This window comes from Enterocloster lavalensis, assembly GCF_046603895.1.
Classification (GTDB): domain Bacteria; phylum Bacillota; class Clostridia; order Lachnospirales; family Lachnospiraceae; genus Enterocloster; species Enterocloster lavalensis.
The window spans coordinates 3783399-3797953 of the sequence record NZ_CP176637.1 but is presented as its reverse complement, the minus strand read 5'-3'; the positions used below and the strand labels follow the sequence as shown (position 1 = coordinate 3797953).

Annotated in this window: 12 protein-coding genes; 4 read left to right on the top strand and 8 right to left on the bottom strand. The window is 58.8% G+C overall.

Annotated elements, in window-relative coordinates:
• Nucleotides 1-3 precede the first annotated feature (3 nt).
• The 4 genes from ACK2JC_RS17000 to ACK2JC_RS16985 all read left to right on the top strand — a co-directional run bounded on the left by ACK2JC_RS17000 (nucleotide 4) and on the right by ACK2JC_RS16985 (nucleotide 2646).
• Entirely contained in the window at nucleotides 4-711 is a 708-nt protein-coding gene (locus tag ACK2JC_RS17000) for an amino acid ABC transporter permease (protein WP_320937146.1), read from the top strand.
• Complete coding sequence (locus tag ACK2JC_RS16995) at nucleotides 712-1383, top strand: amino acid ABC transporter permease (protein WP_320937147.1); 672 nt, start codon at nucleotides 712-714, stop codon at nucleotides 1381-1383.
• 222 nt (nucleotides 1384-1605) lie between these two features.
• Nucleotides 1606-2334: a DNA/RNA nuclease SfsA gene (gene sfsA, locus ACK2JC_RS16990; protein ID WP_320937200.1), complete on the top strand. Its 729-nt coding sequence runs from the start codon at nucleotides 1606-1608 to the stop codon at nucleotides 2332-2334.
• Between the two features lie 78 nt (nucleotides 2335-2412).
• Entirely contained in the window at nucleotides 2413-2646 is a 234-nt protein-coding gene (locus ACK2JC_RS16985; protein ID WP_092363833.1) for a ferrous iron transport protein A, read from the top strand.
• Nucleotides 2647-2766: 120 nt separating this feature from the next.
• Here ACK2JC_RS16985 and ACK2JC_RS16980 read toward each other — a convergent pair whose 3' ends face one another.
• The 8 genes from ACK2JC_RS16980 to ACK2JC_RS16945 all read right to left on the bottom strand — a co-directional run bounded on the left by ACK2JC_RS16980 (nucleotide 2767) and on the right by ACK2JC_RS16945 (nucleotide 14379).
• Nucleotides 2767-3999, bottom strand: a complete 1233-nt coding sequence (locus ACK2JC_RS16980) for a phenylacetate--CoA ligase family protein (protein ID WP_118756294.1) — start codon at nucleotides 3997-3999, stop codon at nucleotides 2767-2769.
• Between the two features lie 41 nt (nucleotides 4000-4040).
• A complete protein-coding gene (locus tag ACK2JC_RS16975) occupies nucleotides 4041-4634 on the bottom strand; it encodes an indolepyruvate oxidoreductase subunit beta (protein WP_092363827.1) in 594 nt (197 codons plus the stop codon).
• Nucleotides 4634-6496: an indolepyruvate ferredoxin oxidoreductase subunit alpha gene (gene iorA / locus ACK2JC_RS16970; protein WP_368271318.1), complete on the bottom strand. Its 1863-nt coding sequence runs from the start codon at nucleotides 6494-6496 to the stop codon at nucleotides 4634-4636. The genes ACK2JC_RS16975 and iorA overlap by 1 nt, the downstream gene beginning before the upstream one ends.
• A gap of 809 nt (nucleotides 6497-7305) precedes the next feature.
• Nucleotides 7306-8562, bottom strand: a complete 1257-nt coding sequence (gene uraA / locus ACK2JC_RS16965) for a uracil permease (protein WP_007706169.1) — start codon at nucleotides 8560-8562, stop codon at nucleotides 7306-7308.
• 129 nt (nucleotides 8563-8691) lie between these two features.
• Nucleotides 8692-10812, bottom strand: a complete 2121-nt coding sequence (locus tag ACK2JC_RS16960) for a helicase-related protein (protein ID WP_320937150.1) — start codon at nucleotides 10810-10812, stop codon at nucleotides 8692-8694.
• Nucleotides 10813-10817: 5 nt separating this feature from the next.
• Nucleotides 10818-11213, bottom strand: coding sequence for a DUF6483 family protein (locus tag ACK2JC_RS16955; RefSeq protein ID WP_320937151.1), 396 nt, complete (start codon nucleotides 11211-11213; stop codon nucleotides 10818-10820).
• A 252-nt stretch (nucleotides 11214-11465) separates the two neighbouring features.
• A complete protein-coding gene (locus tag ACK2JC_RS16950) occupies nucleotides 11466-12308 on the bottom strand; it encodes an Rpn family recombination-promoting nuclease/putative transposase (RefSeq protein ID WP_107434179.1) in 843 nt (280 codons plus the stop codon).
• Nucleotides 12309-12396: 88 nt separating this feature from the next.
• On the bottom strand, nucleotides 12397-14379 hold the full coding sequence (locus tag ACK2JC_RS16945) for a translation factor GTPase family protein (RefSeq protein ID WP_320937152.1): 1983 nt from the start codon (nucleotides 14377-14379) through the stop codon (nucleotides 12397-12399).
• Nucleotides 14380-14555 lie beyond the last annotated feature (176 nt).

Genomic DNA, 14555 nt, shown 5'->3' with positions numbered 1-14555 from the left:
CTCATGATTAAAGGTCTCTTTGAAGCAAAACGCTGGAATGCCCTGTTTCAGGTGTTCCCGGAAAAGTACATACCAGGCTTTATGATGACCTTAAAAGTAGCGCTAACAGGACTCCTGTTAGCGCTGGTTTTAGGGATCATTTTCGGTATGCTTTCCACATCGAAAGTGAAAATATGCCGGTTTTTCTCCCGGGTGTACGTGGAGTTCTTCCAGAACACGCCGCTGGTGGTGCAGGTGTTCTTCTATTATAACTGCCTGCCCTATGTGATCGACGGCCGCGTGCCTAAATTCGTGCTGGGCGTGCTGGGCGTGGGAATCTATCACGGCGCCTACATATCCGAAGTCATCCGCACGGGCATCGAAGCCGTGCCCAAGGGACAGTTTGAAGCCGCCTACTCCCAGGGTTTTACCTATCTTCAGACCATGCGCTATGTCATTCTGCCGCAGACCATCAAGCTCATCATGCCCTCCCTGGCCAACCAGGCGCTGAATCTGGTGAAAAATACCTCCGTGCTGGCCATGGTTGCGGGTCTGGACCTGATGTATTTTGCGGATTCCTGGGGCAGCGACCGGGGCTACTTCGCCCAGGCGTATTTCTCCTGCGCGCTGCTGTATTTCGTGATCTGCTTCCCACTGGCCAGGCTGGCCCGGTATCTGGAGATACGCGCAAAACGGCTGCCTGTTCCCAAAAAGCGGAAGGAGGTGGCGTAAATGGCGGAAGGTTTTAACCTGATTTTTACAAAGGCCAATTTCCTGTTTATGATGAACGGTCTGCTAATGACTGTTCTGATCTCCATCGGTACCGTTTTTCTCAGCATGATTTTCGGCACCATTCTGGCGCTGCTGCGCCATTTCTGCACCGGAAAATGGGGCTGGCTGTCAGGGCTGACGGGCGTCTACATCGAATTTTTCCGCTGTACGCCCAATATTCTGTGGATTCTCTGGATCCGCTTCACCATCAAGGGCAATCCCCTGGTGCTGGCGATCTTCGCCTGCACGCTGTTTACCACCGCTGTGATGGCCGAGATCATCCGCGGCGGCTTGAACGGGATTCCCAAGGGGCAGTTTGAGAGCGCGGCCTCCCAGGGCTTCAGCTTCTTCCAGACGCTGTTCTACATCGTCCTGCCTCAGACTTACAAGAGCATTATCCCGGCCATGCTGAGCCAGGTGATCACCGTGATCAAGGACACCTCCTTCTTAAAGGTGGTGGATATTGCGGAGTTCATGCGCAATTCCTACGTGGTAATGGGTAAGCTCAGCGCTCCGTCGCACATTATTATGCTTTACAGTTTCATCGCGCTGTGTTATTTTATAATCTGCTTCTCCTTATCCTGCGGAGTCAGATATTACCAGAAAAAGGTATTGAGCGCAGCCAGAACGTGATTGTCAGGGCCCGCCGGGATGAAACCGGCGGGTCTTTTTTTATATGAGAGTAACAGTTCAGGACGGCGTGGAAATTGGTGCAGAAGGCAGCGTCAAGCTTGCTTGTAAGCTGCTTTCTGTAACAATTTCCACATCGGATGGACATCCGATGCTTCTTGACCGTCTTTTTTGGTCAAGAAGATGAGCCGTCCTGAACAGTTACATATGAGAAAGGAAATGGAAATGGAGTATGTGGGAATTGTAGAGGGGATCTTTGAGAGCCGCCCCAACCGCTTTATCGCCCATGTGAAGGTGAACGGAGAGACGGTGGTCAGCCATGTGAAGAATACCGGGCGGTGCCGGGAGCTGCTGCTGCCCGGCGCCAGGGTGTTTCTGGAATACCACCCCGAGGCGGCGGAGGGAAAGCGGAAAACCGCTTACGACCTGATCGGCGTGTATAAGGGGGACACCCTGATCAACATGGACTCCCAGGCGCCCAACCGTGTGGCCTTTGAGTGGGTTCAGTCGGAACAGGGGGCTGCGTTTTTGCTGCCGGAAGGACGAGGGCGCATCCGGAATCTGCGGCGGGAGGTGGTGCACGGGGATTCCCGGTTCGACCTGGCCTTTGAGCTGGAATCAGGGGATCGGACTGTGACGCCTGCTTTTATGGAGGTCAAGGGCGTGACCCTGGAGGAAAACGGCGTGGCCATGTTCCCGGACGCCCCCACGGAGCGGGGGATCAAACACTTAAATGGGCTGGCCCGGGCCGTGGGGGAGGGATATGCGGCTTATGCGCTGTTTGTGATTCAGATGAAAGGTGTGAGGGAGTTCCGGCCCAATGATGTCACGCACCCGGCCTTTGGGGAGGCGCTGAAAAATGCACGGGACGCGGGGGTTACGGTGCTGGCGTTTGACTGCCGGGTGACGGAACATACGTTGGATATGGGGGATAAGGTGAAGGTGAGGTTGTAGGAGGACGTGCGCCGCCGGTGGCATTTTCGGGAATTCTGCATAGTATATGGTAAGGTTTCTCGTGATCGGGGGATTTCTATGGTAGTTCCTCTGAGCCAGCTGAATGCGGGGGAACAGGCCCAGGTGGTCTGGATCGCCAGCGAGCCGGACACAGCCAGGCGGCTCACCGATCTGGGCTTCGCTCCCCAGGAACCGGTCACCTGCGTGATCAAGGGGCCGGACCGCTGCATGTCCGCCTACCAGGTTCGGGACTCGGTTATCGCCCTCAGGGCCGCCAACGCGGCGGAAATCCTGGTGAAGTTGAGTTCCTAAGGGCATGTTGAAACAGATCTTCGCAAACGCTCTCCTTTTTACTTCAAAGGACCCGCCGGGGAATTTGTCCGGCAGGTCCTTTTTGTTGTATACGCCAGGGTATTTTCCCAGTATTTTCCATTAATACCGGTTGTCGAACACCCGCGTGGATTTTTTCTCGCTTCTGGGCAGCTCTCCCATATCCACCAGCTTGACCACCGGGGTCAGGCCGATGCGGCCCTTGAACTGGGTCTGAATCTCGATCTCCAGGGCGTAGCGGTTGACGCCGGGCTCGATCTCCACAAACAGGGTCAGCACGTCCTTGCCCATGAGGTGGTCCACCATGACCTGATACTCGCTGGAAGCCCCTTTGATCACGGTGAGCAGCTCCTCGATCTGGCTGGGGAAGATGTTCACGCCCTTTACCTTCACCATGTCGTCCGTGCGGCCGATCAGGGTGTCGATGCGCGGGAAGGGGGAGCCGCAGGGGCAGTCTCCGGGCACGATCCGGGACAGGTCGTGGGTGCGGTAGCGGATCAGCGGCGCACCCTGCTTGCGCAGGGTGGTGATCACGATCTCGCCCACCTCGCCGTCGGGCAGGACTTCGCCGGTCTTGGGGTCCACGATCTCCAGATAGATGTAATCATCCCAGTAGTGCATGGCTCCCTGGGCCTGGCAGTTGATGGCGATGCCGGGGCCGTACACCTCGGTGAGGCCGTAGATGTCGTACAGGTCCACGCCCAGCTCATTGGCGATGCGCTGGCGCATCTTGTCGCCCCAGCGCTCGGAGCCGATCACGCCCTTTCTCAGGCATATCTTATCCCCGATCCCTCGCTTCGCGATCTCCTCGGCCAGCAGCAGGGCGTAGGAGGAGGTGGCGCAGAGCACCGTGGATTTCATGTCCATCATCATCCGCAGCTGTTTGTCCGTATTTCCCGGCCCCATGGGAACCGTCATGGCCCCCAGGCGCTCCGCGCCCAGCTGGAAACCGATGCCAGCGGTCCACAGGCCGTATCCGGGGGTGATCTGGATGCGGTCCATGTTGGTGATTCCGGCCATCTCGTAGCAGCGCTTGAACATAAAGGCCCAGTCGTCCACGTCCTGCTGGGTGTAGGGAATAATCACCGGGGTGCCGGTGGTGCCGGACGAGGAGTGAATGCGCACGATCTTCTCCTCGGGTTCGGTCATCAGGCCCAGGGGATAGGCCTCCCGCAGGTCGCCCTTCCAGGTAAATGGGAGCTTCTCGAAGTCCTCCTGGGACTGAATCTGGTCAACGTTGACCCCTTCCAGCTTCTGCTTGTAAAAACATTCCTTTGAGGTAAGCTTTTTCAGCTGTTCCTTGATCAGAAGGAACTGGGATTCTTTCATTTTCATGGGTTTGGTCCTCTTTCTCTCTTCCGCTTTGGTCTTACGATTTACCGGCTGCGCCCGTAGGCCAGGGCGCCCAGCTTCAGGGCCTTTAAGTTCATTTCCTTAAATTTCTCCGGAACGCGTTTCTCCACGGCCTGCTCCATCTCTTCCATAGTCAGACCGGTCAGACCGCTGGCCACGGCCGCGCCCAGCAGCACCACGTTCAGCACCTTGGGGGAGCCGCATTCCTCACAGATGGCGGTTCCGTCCACCACTACCAGGTTCTTTACCGTTTTCTCCAGATACTCCATCATCTCGCCGCCGGTGTAGCCGCCGCCCGAGAGGGACGCGGTGACCGGGCGGATGGGCGTGGGGCACACGATGGCGCAGCCGTCTGTTTTCAGGTAGGGAAGGCAGCGGACTGCCTCCGCGGGCTCAAAGCAGATCAGCACGTCCGCTCCCCGGTGGGGAATCATGGGGGAGTAAATATCCTGGCCAATCCGCACGTGGCTGACCACGCTGCCGCCGCGCTGGGCCATGCCGATGGTTTCCGCGCCTCTGGCTTCCATTCCCTTTTCCATGGCCGCCAGGGCGATCAGGCGGGACGCCAGCACGGTTCCCTGGCCGCCTACGCCGCAGAGTAATACATTTTTCGTCATCACCGCACCTCCTCTTCTATGGCGCCTACGGAGCAGATTCTGCCGCACAGGCCGCAGCCGGTACAGAGCCCGGACTCGATCTTTACCTGGCCGTCGTCCAGCACCAGGGCCGGGCAGCCGATTTCCGTGATACAGGTCCGGCAGTGGACGCAGCGGTCCGGGTCGATCCGGCAGCGCTTCGTGGGCTTTACAACGGCAATACAGGGGGATTTGAAGATCACCGCCTTGACGCCGTCCAGGCCGGAGACATCCTTCACCGTATTCACCGCCAGCTCCAGGTCCAGGGGGGCCACGGTGACGATCTTGGTCACGCCCACGGCCTCCAGCACCTTTTCAATGCTCACTTTATCCACCACCTGGCCCATCATGGTGTGGCCGGTGCCGGGGTGGGGCTGGTGGCCGGTCATAGCCGTGGTGGAATTGTCCAGCACGCAGACGGTCAGGTTGGCCTGGTTGTACACCGCGTTTACGATGCCGGTGATTCCCGAGGCGAAAAAGGTGGAGTCTCCCACAAAGGAGAAGTAGCGTTTGTCCGGCTCCACCCGGGAGAGTCCCTGGGCCATGGTGATTCCGGCGCCCATACACAGGCAGGTGTCCACCATGTCCAGAGGTTTGGCGTTGCCCAGAGTGTAGCAGCCGATGTCGCCGCAGTAGACGCCCTCGACGGGATCGCCCTCTCTCCCCTCGTTCAGGGACTCCACGGCCCGCTTGACCGCGTAGAAGGACGCACGGTGGGGACATCCGGCGCAGAGCACCGGCGGGCGGATGGGAAGGGGCGGCACCGGAAGGGACGGGGCTTCCGGCTCATCGCCTTCCAGGCTGTGCAGGTATTCTATGTAAGGATCGCCCAGCCAGGACTCCAGAGCGGCCCGGACGGACTCCACGCTGTTCTCGCCGGCAGGCTGTACATTTCCGGTGAGCTTTCCCTTTACGTTCACGGGCAGGTGGTGTCTGCCGCACAGGACCAGAAGCTCCGTCTCCAGCACCGGGTCCAGCTCCTCAACGGCCAGAACCTCCTTAAGGCCGTCCACGAACTTGAGCAAAAGGGACTCGGGCATGGGGTTGGGGGTAGCCACCTTGAGCACGCGGACGCCTTTGTAGCCCTTTAACGCCTCCATTACGGACTCGTAGTTGATTCCGTGGGTGATCACGCCCCTGGTACAGCCGGTTCCCTCCTCCATGTGCAGGTAATTGAAGCGATAGGCGCTTAAATCCTCGCCGATCACCGGCAGGCGCTGCTCGATCATCCGGTGGTTGGCGTTGGAGAGGCGGGGGAAGATGACCCATTTACCGGAATCCTTGATGAAGCCCTCGGGCTTCGGACGTTTAATCCGCTCCTTCACCTCCACGCTGGCACAGCCGTGGCAGACCCGGGTGGTGGGGCGAAACAGCACCGGGGTGTGGTATTTTTCTGAATAGTCGAAGGCGTCCCCGATCATCTCGTAGGCCTCCTCGGGCGAGCTTGGATCGAACACCGGCAGCTTGGAAAACTGACCGAAATGGCGGGTGTCCTGCTCGGTCTGGGAGGAAATGGGGCCGGGATCGTCGGCTACAACCACCACCATACCGCCCTTCACTCCCACGTAGGTCAGACTCATCAGCGGGTCCGCGGCCACGTTTAAGCCCACCTGCTTCATGGTCACCATGGTTCTGGCTCCGGCGTAGGCAGCCGCGGCGGCCACCTCCATGCCGGCTTTCTCGTTGACCGACCACTCCACGTAGACGTCGCCCGGATTGTGCTTTGCCACGGTCTCTAAAATCTCCGTGGACGGCGTTCCGGGATAGCCGGATACCACCTGGACGCCGGCGCGGATGGCGCCGAGGCCGATGGCTTCATTTCCCATTAAAAATGTTTTGGACATTCTAATTCCCCTTTCTTTTGGCGCAGGTTGGGCGGGCGGCGCGGGCGGCCCGGCCATTCCTGTTCCCTGAGATGCGATTATCTGGCGGCGGATGTAAGGGCGCCGAACCCTGAGGTGCGCTGAGTGCGGGCGGCGCGGCCTTTGGAATACACTGACGGATTGTTGCGCGGGTCTCCGAGGTACGCCGGCGGAATGCAGCTCGGGCCTCCGGCTTATGTCGGCGATCGCAGCGCGGGGCTCCGGGGTACCCCGGCCCGCCGGCAGTGCCGCCCGGTGCATCTAAAAAACCTGCCCTCTCACTGTCGAAAGGGCAGGTTCATCTCTCATATCCCTGCTATGCCACCTTATCGGATCGCAATTCACAAACATGCTGTCACATGCCCGGCCTGTAACGCGGGCCTGCGTCTCGGATAATCGGCGCGGCCTTAAAAGCCTGCCTTTCCCCTCACCCTCAGCGGTCCATTTGCCGTCCGGCTTATTACGGGGCTTCCACCTTCCCCCGCTCTCTGGAAATGCTCCCTACGGTTTGATCTCCGCTTCATCGGTTTATTGTTCAAGTTATGGATAATTATTGCAGATTTCGGGGCTTCTGTCAATGGCTTATTTGTTATATCTGATATGAGGTAACAGTTCAGACGGCGGGAAAATTGGCGCGGAAAGCCGCGTCAAGCTCGCTTGTAAGCGGGTTTTTGTGTCAATTTTCACATCGGATGGACATCCGATGCTTCTTGACCGGTCTTTTTCGGTCAAGAAGATGAGCCGTCTGAACTGTTACGATATGAGCCCTGTTTATGAAAAAACGCATTTTATCAATCCTGGTCATTGGTCAGGTGCGCCCGGTCCAGAAGATAGATCACCAGGCTCATCACCATTCCCACCACACAGGCCAGCACCATGCCGGTGAGCTGGATGCTGCCGATCTTAAGGGCGATTCCCGACAGGCCTGCCACGAAAATGACGCTGGTCAGGGCCTGATTGCGGTTTTTGCTGTAGTCCACCTGGGCGTCCACCAGGATGCGCAGGCCGGAGGTGCCGATCATGCCATAGAGCAGGAAGGAGATTCCGCCGATCACCGGCCCGGGAATGGTCTGGATCAGGGTGGAGAGCTTGCCGATAAAGGAGCAGGCGATGGACAGCACAGCCGCCCCGCCGATCACGCGCACGCTGTACACCCGGGTCACCGCCATAACGCCGATGTTTTCGCCATAGGTGGTGGTGGGCACGGAGCCGATCAGGCCGGAAATCATGGTGGAGAAGTTATCGCCGAACAGGGAGCGGTGCAATCCCGGGTCCTTCAACAGATCGCGGCCCACGATCTTGCTGGTCACCACCTGGTGGCCGATGTGCTCGGAGGTGATTACTAAGAGCACCGGAAGGATCATCATGATGGCGTTGAGGTTAAACTTGGGGGTGGTGAAATTGGGCAGGGCGAAAATGGGAGCCGCCGCCACCTGGCTGAAATCCACGATACCGCAGGCCACCGCCGCCACATATCCGGCCACAACGGCGATCAGGATGGGGATAACGGACAGGAATTTGCGGAACAGGATGGAGCCGAACACAGCGGTTCCCAGGGTGACCAGAAATACGATCACGTTCTTGGGGTTGATCACCGGATCCAGAAGCCCCGCGTTGGAGGCAGCGGAGCCGGAGAGCTCCAGACCGATCAGCGCCACCACCGGGCCCATGGCCGCAGGGGGAAGAACCACGTCGATCCAGTCGGTGCCAAACTTGTATACAATATACGCCAGAATACATCCGCAGAAGCCCACTGCCACGAAACCGCCCAGAGCGTACTCGTAGCCGAAGTTTGCGATAACCACGCCGGCCGGAGCCAGGAATGCAAAGCTGGAACCCAGGTAGGCGGGAGCCTTGCCCTTTGTCACGAAAATGAAGAGCAGGGTGCCGATTCCATTCATAAACAGCACGATGGCCGGGCTGATATGAAATATGGAAGGCACCAGCACGGATGCGCCGAACATGGCGAACATGTGCTGTAAGCTCAGCGGTACCAGAAGATTAAAGGGTACCTTTTCTTCTACCTGAATGATGCGTCGATTGTCCATTTTCTTCCTCCGTTTGTCTCATTGTGGGCTGTCATCCGCTGCTCTGCCGGAAATGGCCGGGGTCGCGGATCGTTGCCTTGCTTTTTCATACGTTTTCCATCATTGTTTGGAGACGGCCGCAGACCTTTGTCACTGGGCCGCAGCGTTCTTCGCTTTTGCCGTCTTTCCCCCGTTATCCCGCTTCTGGCCGTAGCCGTTTCCACGTCTGGAACGGCTGTGGCGGGAAGACGAACCGCCGCTGCCGCTGCCTCCGGGCCGGCCGCCGCCGTGCCCTCTGCCCCTGCCGGATCTGCCCCGCTCAAAACAGCGCTCGCAGATGGAGAAGGGGTAGTCCCAGGACAGCTCCTTGCCGCAGAAGGAGCATTTGCGGGTATAGCTGCCGCACTCGGTTTTTAAAATCCGGCTGATCTCCTCCTCCGTCTCGTGGCGTTCCTTTGCCAGGTTCTCCGCCTGGACGGGAAGCCCTACCTTTCGGGAGAATTGGAAGTAGAGGTCCAGCATCTTGTAATAACTCTCCAGATCGTAGAGGTCGCCCCCCGGGCTGTAGGGGAATTCCAGCTCCCCCACCTCCCGGTAATCCCGGCAGTAATCCCGCCACAAATCCATAACCAGTTTGTTGTCAATATCGATGGCGCAGGTGATGAGCTTGTAGATCTCCGGCTTTGGGAACTCCTCCATGTCGTCGTAGTGCACGTCCACGAAGTTCTGGTACAGGGCCAGCAGCTCGTCCACCTCCATTTTCACGTAAATGGAGGGCGTGTCCATTCCGGCCCAGATCTTCACCAGGGTGTCAATCTGCGCAGGGAGGCTTAAGAGCTGTTCCGGGAAGCCAACGTAGGCCTTCATGATCGGCAGGGGCAGGCGGCTCAATCCGTCCGCGATCACATCCACATCGTCCACGGCGGCCACAAAGCCCTCGTCGTAGAGGCCGTAGCGCCCGGCCCGGCCTGCGATCTGTTTGATCTCCTCCGGGTTCAGGGTGCGCTTGTTCACCCCGTCGAACTTGCGGGTCTCCACAAACACGATCCGCCGGATGGGCAGGTTTAACCCCATGCCGATGGCGTCGGTGCTGACCACCACCTCGGTCTCCTTGGCCAGGAAACGGCGCACCTGCTCCCGTCTTGTGGCGGGGGGCAGATTCCCGTAGATCACGCTGCAGTGCACGCCCTGATTCTCCAGGTGGGCGGCCAGGGCCAGCACGGACTTTTTGGAGAACACGATGAGGGCGTCCCCCTTTTTCAAATCCCGTCCCAGCACGTAGGGCTCCTCCCGAAGGGTCAGGCGGGTGTTGCGCTTGTGGCGGATGATCTTGAACTGATCCCCGCAGCGGCGGATCATCTGCACCACGATATCCTCTGCCTCGGGGGCCATGCACAGGTGGATTTCCTCCGCCCGCAGCCCCAGAATGGCTCTGGTCCAGTTGTGGCCCCGGTAGGGGTCCGCGATCATCTGGCATTCGTCCACCACCGCGATGTCGAAATACTCGTGATCATTTAACATTTCCACTGTACAGGCCTGACAGAGGGCGCCGGGAATCTCCAGCGTCTCCTCACCGGTGATCATGGAGCAGGCCAGCCCCTCCGTGTTCAGCCGGTCGTAGACCTCCAGGGCCAGCAGGCGCAGGGGCCCGAAATAAGCCCCGTGGGCGCACTGCTTTAAGCGCTCCAGGGCGTCGTGGGTCTTGCCGCTGTTGGTGGGGCCGATGTGGAGAATAAACCTGCGCTTCATCTCCCTTGCGCCGGGATATTCCAGCTCAGGCTTCTGCTGGATGGCCTCTTTTATGCCCTTCTGGATGGTCTTGGGCACGTAGAACAGCTCGTAGGCCCGCTCCAGGGAATTGGACAGGAGATAACGGCGGATGCCCTGCATCCGCAGCACGTTCTCCAGGGCGTCCATGGACAGGCCCGGCGTGAATTCCAGGTCCTTCCTGGCTAAAAGGTCGCAGAATTCCAGCATTTTCCCGTACTGGTCCTCCCACTCCTCCTTCTGAGGACCGGGCTTTACGTTGTTCTCCCGCCGCATAAGGTAGGAGCAGGACTTGGCCAGCATGGCGTGGATATCGTTCAGCTCGTTGGCCTTCTCCACCGCGTCCAGGCAGGCCTGGTTTAAACGGCTCACCCGCCGCTTCATGTCCGCCGCAGTCATGGCCCGGTAACGCTTGTTTACGTTGCCGAAAAACAGCTCCCGGTAGTATTCGCCCAGATAAGCGGCGCAGTCTGTGTGCGTTTCCGTGAAATTTCTCTCATCCATACGCGTCACACCATGGTCGTATCCACGAAATGTTCGAAGCCGGTGATTCCGAACTCCGCGCTGATGGCGTTGATGCCGTCCACGATCTCTTCCCTGGAATAGTTATTGGTGTACAGGAAATCGTCGTCAAACTCGTTCAGATACATATAGAAGGCCAGCGCCATTTCCAGATACTTCTTGTCAGCCGGGTCCACCTCCTCAAAGAGCAGGTTCTCCGCCTCGTTGATATTGCCTTCCTCCGCCAGAGCGGTCAGACGGCGGAACCGGCTGTCCATCTCCGTGTCGTCCGCCTTGTTTGTGGGAAGGTCGTAGTCCACATTATCTTTTCCCAGAAACAGGCGTGCGATGGCCTTTACCAGGTCGCTGATGGTGCGCATCACGTAATCGTCCTGAAACCCCATGAATGTTATCTCCTTTGTTCTCTGTTATTATGTGTCAAAAAACCGCATTAAAATAAGTATAATCGATATCACAGCCCCGGTCAATATATTACTTTCCGGCGTAGCTCGGACAGGAAAAGGACGCAGACAGCTCATTGGTGCCTGATTGTGTGTTGGATATTTGTCAGAATTGTTCTTGAAAATCAGATCAGGCCAAAGCCTGACAGAGTGGCCGGCGGATCAGAAGGCCGCCGGCCGGAATTGTATGATGTTTTATTCGTTCATGTTCAGGATATCGGCAACCTCCGCCTGGGAGATGCCGCACTGGGCGGAAATCTCAGCGGCGCTCATGCCCTGGGCGTTCAGACGCAGCACGCGCTTGGTCAGGGCGATGCCCTCGGTGATGCCCTTGGCAATCCCCTTTTGAATCCCCTGCCGCAGCCCGTCGTCCATCTTCCGCTGCAGCATCTCTTCAAATGTCATATATTTCGCCTCCCATCTCCGGTCTTCCTTCAGCCATGTAACTCTCTTATGAAGCTTTGCCACGGTCTCGTCCTGCGTGCTCTGCACGAACTCGTCGGTGGAGTTCTCCAGGTACTGCAAAAAATGGATCAGCTCCTTCGGCACGCCCTCCGGGCGGGTCCCCCTGGTGTTCAAAAAGATCTTGCGCGTCCCGTCCCCCAGAGGCTTGCCGGTCTCCAGGCAGCGGTTTTCAAAGGTGTAGCGGTAGTACCCCTCGCCAAAGGGATCAAAGGCGCAGATAAAAATCACGTAACTGGGCCTCAGACGCTTGAAATCCTCCCCCGGCTTCAAGGCCGCCGCGTCCATCTCCGCCTGGTAGAACCGGCTGCGCAGCGGCAGATTCCCCTGGTCCTCATTCTGCATCTCCAGATCGTACTCCGCCTCCATGCTGTCCCGGGCGTACACGTCCAGCCTGACGCTGCGGAACTCTTTGCTGTAAAGGATGCTCTTTTCCGGCTGCACCATCACCTTGTACACCGGCTTCTGCAGAATCACCTGCAGCACCAGGGCGCAGGCCTCAGGGTCGCTGAAGGCCAGTGAAAACAGGAACGCATTGCTCAGATCCAGTTGCTTGAATTGCTCTTCGGCTTCCATCTCTCCTCCGTTCCGGCACAAAGAGCGTAAGCTGTTTCCTTTTCCTGATTCGATTATACTAAAACCCCGGCCCGATTTCAACCGCAGTTTACCCTTTCAGGCAGTGCATATAAGACTCCGCCTCGTCCCAGTTTACGGTAAATCCCGCGCCGTGGGAGCAGAACACCGAGGCCGAGGTGTGCTCCGTGTCCGCGCCCTTGTCGTATCCGGTCTGCCGGATCACTTCCTCAGGATTGTGGCATATATCATAGCCCGCGCTGACGGCGGAAATGGACGCGCTGCCCCGGGTGGCCGAGGCCAGCTCCACCCTGTAATCCATAAAGGAAGCCACCGGACCGCGGCCCCGGACAATTACCACGTCCCCGCACTGCTCCGGCGGCTGGGCCTGCCCGAACCGCTTTCGGATATCCGAGAGAATCCGGCCCAGGTATTCCGCCGGGGCGCTGATCTCAAACCGGTACCAGGGCTCCAGCAGCAGATTTTCCGCCTTCTCCAGCCCCTGGCGGATGGCCCGGTAGGTGGCCTCCCGGAAATCCCCGCCCTCCGTGTGTTTTAAATGGGACCGCCCATTGGTCAGAACCACCCGGACGTCGGTGAGAGGCGAGCCGGTGAGAATCCCCCGATGCGTCCGCTCAAACACGTGGGTGCGCACCAGATTCTGATAATTTACGGAAAGCACGTCCACATGGCAGCGGCTCTCAAAAGTAATCCCGCTCCCCCGCGGCCCGGGCTCCAGCAGCAGATTGACCTCCGCGTAATGGCGCAGCGGCTCATAATGCCCGTAACCCGCCACCGGCGCTGCGACCGTCTCCTGATAGAGCACCTGGGGCGGCGCAAATTCCACCTCCACGTCAAACCGGTCCTGAATCAGGCGTTTTAACACCTCCAGCTGGATCACGCCCATGATGCGTACGCAGATCTGTTCCTCGCCGCCCGGCATCCTGCGGCAGTTCACCGCCATCTGCGGGTTCTCATCCTCCAGAATCCTCAAAATCTCCAGCAGCCGGTGATTGTCCGTTCCCTTCCCGGCCAGCGCCCGGGCTTCCAGGGCGGGTACCATCTGGAAATCTACCTGCTCCGCCGCAGACGCCCCGCCCTCCAGGCTGATCCGCTGTCCGCAGACCGGAACCGAAAGCCCGGTCACCGCCGCAAGGTCTCCTGCCTCAGCCTGCTCCATGGCCCCGTATCTGGCCCCAAAGCAGCAGAATATCTGGTTTACCTTCTCCCGCACCGGCTCCCCATCATTTCCCATAAACTGGAATTCATCCCGTGTCCGAAGCGTCCCCTGTTCCACCTTGATAAAGGTGATCCTGCGCCCTCCGGCATCCCGGCGCACCTTGTAGACCAGGCCGGAAAATGTTTCCCGGGGCCGGTAGTCCGTTGCGGTCAGGCGGTCGAACACCTGCCAGAACTCCCCGATTCCGCTGTCCCTCAGCGCAGAACCGGCCATGGCGATAAACGCCCGGCGCTGCCGGATCAGGTTCTGCAGCATTTCCAGGCCCATTTCCCCGGTCAGTTTTCCCTCCAGATAGGCCTCCAGGACCTCCTCGTCCCGCTCGGCCACAAACTCGGCCAGCGCTCCCTCCATGCCAAGCTCCTCAGGGCCGCCGATCAGCACGGCGTCCTCCGTGAGGCGGCTGCGGACAGCTTCCATGGCGCGGACGGCATCCGCGCCCTCCAGGTCCATTTTATTGATGAAAAAGAAAACCGGCACCCGGTAGCGCTCCAGCAGTTTAAACAGTGTGACCGTGTGGGCCGGGACTCCGCCGGTACCGTCCAGAAGCAGAACCGCGTAGTCCAGGGCCATCACCGCCCGCTCCGTCTCCGCGCTGAAGTCCACGTGTCCCGGCGTATCCAGCAGGTAGTAGGTGTTTTGGTTGTACTCAAAATAGCCCTGATCCGCGAATATGGTGATTCCCCGCTCCCGCTCGATGGGGTTTGCGTCCATCACCGTGTCCCGGCTGTCCACTCGCCCTGGGGTGCGGATGGCCCCTGCGTGGTACAGAAGCTGCTCGGAAAATGTGGTCTTGCCCCCATCCACGTGGGCCAGTATGCCGATTGTTTTTTTCATAATCCCATTCCGCCTTCCATTGTGTCTGTCGCTCCCCATTTTACCATAAACTCCAGGCTCGTGAAAGACTTCGCCAAATGTTTCGGTATGTATTCGCACCAGACGTTACTGTACACTCCGTTCCCAGTAACACGCTTCGCGATGCACAGAAACGGCAAAAAACGCCGTTTCGCACT

Excerpts from the sequence above, each read along its gene's own strand:
- ACK2JC_RS16950 (WP_107434179.1), bottom strand. The coding sequence starts at position 12,308 with ATGGAAGCCGAAGAGCAATTCAAGCAACTGGATCTGAGCAATGCGTTC.
- ACK2JC_RS16975 (WP_092363827.1), bottom strand. The coding sequence starts at position 4,634 with ATGACGAAAAATGTATTACTCTGCGGCGTAGGCGGCCAGGGAACCGTG.
- iorA (WP_368271318.1), bottom strand. The coding sequence starts at position 6,496 with ATGTCCAAAACATTTTTAATGGGAAATGAAGCCATCGGCCTCGGCGCC.
- ACK2JC_RS16995 (WP_320937147.1), top strand. The coding sequence starts at position 712 with ATGGCGGAAGGTTTTAACCTGATTTTTACAAAGGCCAATTTCCTGTTT.
- uraA (WP_007706169.1), bottom strand. The coding sequence starts at position 8,562 with ATGGACAATCGACGCATCATTCAGGTAGAAGAAAAGGTACCCTTTAAT.
- ACK2JC_RS16985 (WP_092363833.1), top strand. The coding sequence starts at position 2,413 with ATGGTAGTTCCTCTGAGCCAGCTGAATGCGGGGGAACAGGCCCAGGTG.
- ACK2JC_RS16980 (WP_118756294.1), bottom strand. The coding sequence starts at position 3,999 with ATGAAAATGAAAGAATCCCAGTTCCTTCTGATCAAGGAACAGCTGAAA.
- ACK2JC_RS16960 (WP_320937150.1), bottom strand. The coding sequence starts at position 10,812 with ATGGATGAGAGAAATTTCACGGAAACGCACACAGACTGCGCCGCTTAT.
- sfsA (WP_320937200.1), top strand. The coding sequence starts at position 1,606 with ATGGAGTATGTGGGAATTGTAGAGGGGATCTTTGAGAGCCGCCCCAAC.
- ACK2JC_RS16945 (WP_320937152.1), bottom strand. The coding sequence starts at position 14,379 with ATGAAAAAAACAATCGGCATACTGGCCCACGTGGATGGGGGCAAGACC.
- ACK2JC_RS16955 (WP_320937151.1), bottom strand. The coding sequence starts at position 11,213 with ATGGGGTTTCAGGACGATTACGTGATGCGCACCATCAGCGACCTGGTA.
- ACK2JC_RS17000 (WP_320937146.1), top strand. The coding sequence starts at position 4 with ATGATTAAAGGTCTCTTTGAAGCAAAACGCTGGAATGCCCTGTTTCAG.